Annotated in this window: 5 protein-coding genes; all 5 read left to right on the forward strand. The window is 57.6% G+C overall.

The features are described from left to right. Positions 1-363: 363 nt before the first annotated feature. Positions 364-1,920 (forward strand): carboxyl transferase domain-containing protein, encoded by a 1,557-nt coding sequence (locus Q7U71_08850; GenBank protein MDO9391865.1) that lies wholly within the window; start codon positions 364-366, stop codon positions 1,918-1,920. A 126-nt stretch (positions 1,921-2,046) separates the two neighbouring features. Continuing rightward, a complete protein-coding gene (locus tag Q7U71_08855; protein MDO9391866.1) occupies positions 2,047-2,229 on the forward strand; it encodes a hypothetical protein in 183 nt (60 codons plus the stop codon). A gap of 78 nt (positions 2,230-2,307) precedes the next feature. Further along, positions 2,308-2,703, forward strand: a complete 396-nt coding sequence (locus Q7U71_08860; GenBank protein ID MDO9391867.1) for a DUF2118 domain-containing protein — start codon at positions 2,308-2,310, stop codon at positions 2,701-2,703. Positions 2,704-2,845: 142 nt separating this feature from the next. Next, positions 2,846-4,360, forward strand: a complete 1,515-nt coding sequence (locus Q7U71_08865) for a pyruvate carboxylase subunit B (GenBank protein MDO9391868.1) — start codon at positions 2,846-2,848, stop codon at positions 4,358-4,360. Positions 4,361-4,467: 107 nt separating this feature from the next. Then, positions 4,468-4,769 (forward strand): polymer-forming cytoskeletal protein (locus tag Q7U71_08870; GenBank protein MDO9391869.1); only part of this gene is annotated, 302 nt, incomplete at its 3' end.

The raw sequence follows: 4,769 nt of genomic DNA on the forward strand, positions 1-4,769 counted from the left end.
ATAAAATCTTTATTGATGGGCGTGATCTTAATAAAAAAACGATAATTCAGTTCGCTCAAACCTTAAAAATAGCTCCGGGCATCGTTGTTGGCCGGTTGCAACACGAAAAAAAAATTGATATAAGTTGGTTTAACGATTTAAAAGTACCTTTGCGATGGGCAACGTAAAGACCTAACAAAAAACCCCGCTAATGCGGGGTTTTTTATATGATTTTACTTGGTTTATGTAAAATTACTTGTTGCTGTTTTGTGTGCCATTTTCCCCTTGAAATGCCCCGTCTTTTGAGATATAATAACATTTCGTTTATCCTATGGTTTTCGGTTGGAAAACAATAAACATTTAATATAGTTAGGTTTACGCAAGATGTCTGAAAAGACCATTGAGCAGATCATCAAGGCGCTGGAGGACCAGAAGGCGGTCATCTGCGATGCCGACGGCAAGCGGGCGGCCAAACAGCACGAAAAGAAAAAACTCTCGGCCCGGGAGCGGATAGACCAGCTGCTGGACCCCCAGAGCTTTGTGGAGTTCGACGCCTTCGTCCAGCACCGCTGCGACAACTTTGGCATGGACAAGGTGTCCATCCCGGCCGACGGCGTGGTCACCGGCTACGGCACGGTGGAGGGGCGCCCGGTCTTCGTCTTCTCCCAGGACTTCACCGTCACCGGCGGTTCCCTGGGCGAGGCCCACGCCTTAAAGATCGTCAAGATGCAGGACATGGCGCTTAAGATGGGCGTCCCGGTCATCGGCATCAACGATTCCGGCGGAGCCCGGATCCAGGAGGGCGTGGACTCCCTGCACGGCTATGGCATGATCTTCTTCCGCAACACCCGGTCCTCGGGCGTCATCCCCCAGATCTCCGTGATCTTAGGGCCCTGCGCCGGAGGCGCGGTCTACAGCCCGGCCATCACCGATTTCGTCTTCATGGTGGACAAGGTCTCCAACATGTACATCACCGGGCCCCAGGTGATCAAGGCCGTGATGGGCGAGGAGGTGGGCCTGGAAGAACTGGGCGGGGCCATGGCCCACAACCAGGTCTCGGGCAACGGGCATTTTGCCTATCCCAGCGAAGAACACTGTTTTGCCGGGGTGCGCAAACTGCTGTCCTTCCTTCCGGCCAACAATCTGGAAGACCCGCCGGTGCTGGACACCACCGACGAGCCCGGCCGGATAGACATGGAACTGCGGACCATCGTCCCGGTGAACCCCAAGATGCCTTATGACGCCAAGGACATCATTTTAAGAGTGGTGGACAACGGCGATTTCCTGGAGGTCCACGAGCACTTTGCCCCCAACATCGTGGTGGGCTTCGGCCGGGTGGGCGGTCACAGCGTGGGCATAGTGGCCAACCAGCCCCAGGTGCTGGCCGGCTGTCTGGACATCAACTCCTCCGACAAGGCCGCCCGTTTCATCCGCTTCTGCGACGCCTTCAACATCCCGCTGGTGACCTTCGTGGACTGCCCGGGCTACCTGCCGGGAAAACAGCAGGAGCACGGCGGGATCATCCGTCACGGGGCCAAGATCCTTTACGCCTATTCCGAGGCCACCGTGCCCAAGATCACCGTAACTCTGCGCAAATCCTACGGCGGGGCCCACATTGCCATGTGCAACAAGGACCTGGGATCGGACCTGATGCTGGCCTGGCCCCAGGCCGAGATCGCGGTGATGGGCGCCTCTGGCGCTGTCAACGTCATCTTCCGCAAGCAGATCGACGGGGCGGCCGACCAGGCCCAGAAGCGCCAGGAGCTGATAGCAACCTACGAAGAGATGTTCTCCAACCCCTACGAGGCCGCCAAGCGCGGTTACGTGGACGCGGTAATAGCGCCGGAAGAGACCCGGGGAAGAGTGGCCTCGGCCTTGGCCATCCTCAAGACCAAGCGCGAGCAGTCGCCCAACAAGAAGCACGGGAACATACCGCTGTAAACTTTCCTTTGGTCATTCCCGCGAAGGCGGGAATCCAAGTATCGTAATTAAAACCCTGGATCCCCGGTCAAGCCGGGGATGACGAACAGACCGCCAAGACCAAATCCGAAACGACAGATAAGACAAATGACTAAAAAAGAGAACATCCCCGCCGAGATCCAGGTGGCCATAGCCGCCGCCCTGGGGCGCTATCTAAAGGACGACAAGCTGGCCTTCCACGTGGCCTCCATCAAGCCGGTTCACCATTCCGAGATCAACCTCTGGGCGCTGGCCGGAAGGCAGGAGAACATGGGCGGTCCCCGGAAATAATCTTTGCCACAGAGGCACAGAGACACGGAGAAAAATAAGCATCATTTGATTTCTTAGAAATAATACGAAAGGTCAAACATGTCCCGCAAGTACATCGTAAAGGTAAACAACAAGGCCTACGAGGTGGAGGTCGAGGAGGTCGGCAAGAAGCCGGCCCTGGCCCCCATCCCCGCCCCCACCGGCCCCAAGACCATCTCGGTGACGGTGCCCCAGGCCGCCGCCCCGGCCCCGGGAAAACCCCAGGCCCCGGTAGCCGAAGGCCAGAAGGTCATTCCGGCCCCCATGACCGGAACCATCATCAAAGTGCTGTGCCAGGTGGGCCAGGAGGTGAAGGACGGCGACGTGCTGCTTAAGCTGGAAGCCATGAAGATGGAGACCTCGCTCTCCACCCCGGTGGCCGGCAAGGTGGTCGAGATCCGGGTCAAGCCGGGACAGACCGTCACCGCCGGCGAAGCTTTGGTCATACTGTCCTAACAGCATAAAGAAAATATCTATCCGCAGATTACACGGATTGACACAGATCGGGATTTATTATTTCAGGAAAAACCAGAATATAAAAAATCTGCGATAATCTGCGAAATCTGTGGATAGTAACCCCCATGAAGCAGGAATAAAGATGTTAAAAAAATCAGATAAGAACGAAGACGCCAAAATGGGCAACAACGGCCGGCTGGTCAACATCACCGAAACCGCCTTTCGCGATGCCCACCAGTCACTGATCGCCACCCGGATGCGGACCGAGGACATGATACCCATGATCGAGAGGATGGACCAGGTGGGCTACTGGTCGTTCGAGATGTGGGGCGGGGCCACCTTTGACACCATGCTCCGCTTTCTGGACGAGAACCCCTGGGAGCGGATCCGGATATTCAAAAAACACACCAAGAAGACCAAACTTCAGATGCTGCTGCGGGGCCAGAACCTGGTGGGCTACAAGCATTACTCCGACGACATCCTGGAGCGTTTCATCAAAAAGGCGGCCGAGCTGGGCATCGACGTCTTTAGGGTGTTCGACGCGCTGAACGACATCCGCAACATGGAGAAGGCCATCGTCACCGCCAAGAAGACCGGAGCCACCGTCCAGGGCGCGCTGAGCTACACCATCTCGCCGGTGCACTCCATCGACGGCTTCGTGTCCTTTGCCAAAGAGCTCAAGAACCTGGGCTGCGACATCATCACCATCAAGGACATGGCCGGGCTGATCTCGCCGGCCTCGGCCCAGGAGCTGATATCAAAACTTAAATCAGAAGTGGGACTGCCGGTCTGCCTGCACTCCCACTGCACCACCGGCATGGCGCCCACCAGCTACTTTGCCGCGGCCCAGGCCGGGGCGGACATCCTGGACTGCGCCATCTCGCCCTTCGGCTCGGGCACCAGCCAGCCGCCCACCGAGTCCATGGTGGAGATGCTGGACAACGCCGGCTTCGGGCTTAAGGTGGACAAATCCCACTTTCTGGAGATCGCCGAGTATTTCCAGGACATCAAGGACCGGGCCTACCAGCACCTGATCACCCCGGTGGCCGAGCGGGTGGACGTGCGGGCCCTGGTCTACCAGGTGCCGGGCGGGATGCTGACCAACATGGTCAGCCAGCTGGAAAAACAGAATGCCCTGGACAAGTTCGAGGCCGTGCTCAAGGAGATCCCCAAGGTCCGGGCCGAACTGGGCTACGTGCCGCTGGTGACCCCCACCTCGCAGATAGTGGGCACCCAGGCCACCTTCAACGTGCTGGCCGGGGAAAGATACAAGATCATCATCCAGGAGGTCAAGGACCTCTGCAAGGGCCTGTACGGCAAGACCCCGGCCCCCATTGACCCGGTGGTGATGAAGAAGGCCATCGGCGACGAGAAGCCCATCACCGACCGCCCGGCCAACCACATCGCCCCGGAATGGGAGAAGTGCAAGAAGGAGATGGAGGGGATATCGGACAAGGAAGAGGACATCCTGTCCTACGCCCTGTACCCGGCGGTGGCCAAGGAGTATTTTGAGGTCCAGAAGGACCCGCTTAAGAAGAAGGCCCGCCAGGATTCCCTTAAAGTGGGACTGCCCTCGCCCGATGGCCACCCCCAGCGCCATTTCGTGATGCGGGTCAACGGCCAGGACTATGAAGTGGGCGTCACCGAGACCGAATAAATGAGATACCTGTAAGGGCAATTCATGAATTGCCCCAACTGGCGGCTCAGAAAACTTAAGGCAATTGTTGATTGCCCCAACCGACGAAGATAAAGGAAGATCAAACGATGGACAAAAAGACGGAGATCGGCGGCGGACCGATGAACACCCTGCTGGGCAAGGGTTCCAGCTTCAACGGCAGCCTCAAGGTGGAAGGCGGCATCCGGATCGACGGCCAGGTTGAGGGGCAGGTAGAGACCAGCGGCACTTTGGTGATAGGCAAGGAAGGGATCTTAAAAGCCGAGATCAAAGCCAAGGACGCCATCATCGGCGGCAAGGTCACCGGCAATATCACCGCGGCCAACAAGATAGAACTGCAGAGCGGCGCCCATTACAGCGGGGACATCAAGTGCCGGGGCTTGATCATAGA

It is taken from the genome of bacterium (genome assembly GCA_030655055.1).
Taxonomy (GTDB): Bacteria; Edwardsbacteria; AC1; order AC1; family EtOH8; genus UBA5202.